Source organism: Oleiphilus sp. HI0067, assembly GCF_001635735.1.
Window position 1 is genome coordinate 1 of record NZ_LWFI01001087.1, and the last position, 1485, is coordinate 1485.

2 protein-coding genes are annotated in these 1485 nt (G+C 41.7%); both read left to right on the plus strand.

What is annotated here, in order from left to right; all coding sequences use genetic code 11:
- Positions 1-556: DUF3641 domain-containing protein (locus tag A3739_RS15130; protein ID WP_156502613.1), on the plus strand; the 556-nt coding region annotated here is incomplete at its 5' end.
- Positions 557-570: 14 nt separating this feature from the next.
- Positions 571-1287, plus strand: a complete 717-nt coding sequence (locus tag A3739_RS15135; protein WP_068475759.1) for a TIGR04283 family arsenosugar biosynthesis glycosyltransferase — start codon at positions 571-573, stop codon at positions 1285-1287.
- Positions 1288-1485 lie beyond the last annotated feature (198 nt).

The following is a 1485-nucleotide window of genomic DNA, read 5'->3' on the forward strand; positions in this document are numbered from 1 at the left end:
TGGAAAGGGAACATTTGACGGAAGCATAAAGGCGCTGAACCTGCTCAATGCGCTCGGCTACGGGATTGGCGACGACGACAAAAAACTAAGTTTGGTTTATAACCCTAATGGCGCCTTCTTACCGCCTCCTCAGGACAAACTTAAAGCTGATTATCAGAAGCATTTATTTAGTAATTTCGAAATAAAATTCGATGATCTCTATACGATTACAAATATGCCAATTGCTCGCTTTGGCGCCGTGCTGCTGGCAAAAGGTGGGTTCAATGATTATATGACGCTCCTAAAAGACGCGTATTCGCCAAGCAATGTTGACGCTGTGATGTGTCGAAACACCTTAAGCGTCGATTGGAAAGGTTATGTCTATGATTGTGATTTTAACCAAATGCTTGAATTACCTATCCACTCGCAAGATAAAAACATCATAGCAAGTGACAATTCAGCACTGCATGTCAGTGAACTGTTCGAAACGAACTTAGACGGTCATCCTATTGTCATAGGTGAGCATTGTTATGGTTGCACGGCAGGTCAGGGTAGTAGCTGTGGTGGCGCGCTGTAAGCCAGTCGTCTTTAATGAATACCTCTCCGGCTAACACAAGATTGAGTGTCGTAATTCCTGTTCATAACGAGCAGGACTCGATAATTCGTTCTGTAAGCTCATTATTGGATAATCTCGGAAACAACCTTCACGAATTGGTCGTAGTGGATGCTGCTAGCACCGATGATACACGCGCTCGATTTGAATCTCTGCAACTATCAAAAGCTCGTTATTTAATGAGTGATCGTCCTGGCCGAGCATATCAAATGAATTTTGGTGCTAAGCATGCTTCAGGCGACATTCTGATGTTTGTTCACGCAGACACGACCATTGAATTGTTCAATGATCAACAGCTTAAGGACTTTAGTCGTTCTGATTGCTCGTGGGGATATGGTTCGCTTGAATTTGATAACCACGCACCTCATTTTCGTTTTTTGAGTTTTATGATTCGTTGGCGATCTGGATTAAGCAGCATATGTACGGGTGACCAAACACAAGTAATCAAAAAAAGTGTCTTCGAGGCTCTCGGAGGTTTTCCAGAGCAAATCCTCATGGAAGATGTTGAAATATCGATTCGTTTAAAAGAACGCTCTAAACCGCAGCAGTTTACGTTTCGCTCCATTACGTCCGCCAGGAAATGGGAAACAGAAGGCTTCGTTAAAACAATCTTAAATATGTGGCGATGGCGATTTTCATATTGGATATTTCGAGACGCAGATAAAATTGCAAGGCAATATTATCGCGACAGATAAGCCATTTACCTGACCGCACAATTGCTTAATTATTATTCACTACGATTTATCTCTGATATCACTGTATTAGCACTAGTAATTTGATCTAGATCAATTAGAATCCACCCAAAATTTTTCATTACTTAGATTAAATAGGTGCGAATATGTCTGTAGAGACCTTTGAAACTTGGAGCTTAGCGATCGGTATAACGGCGCTTA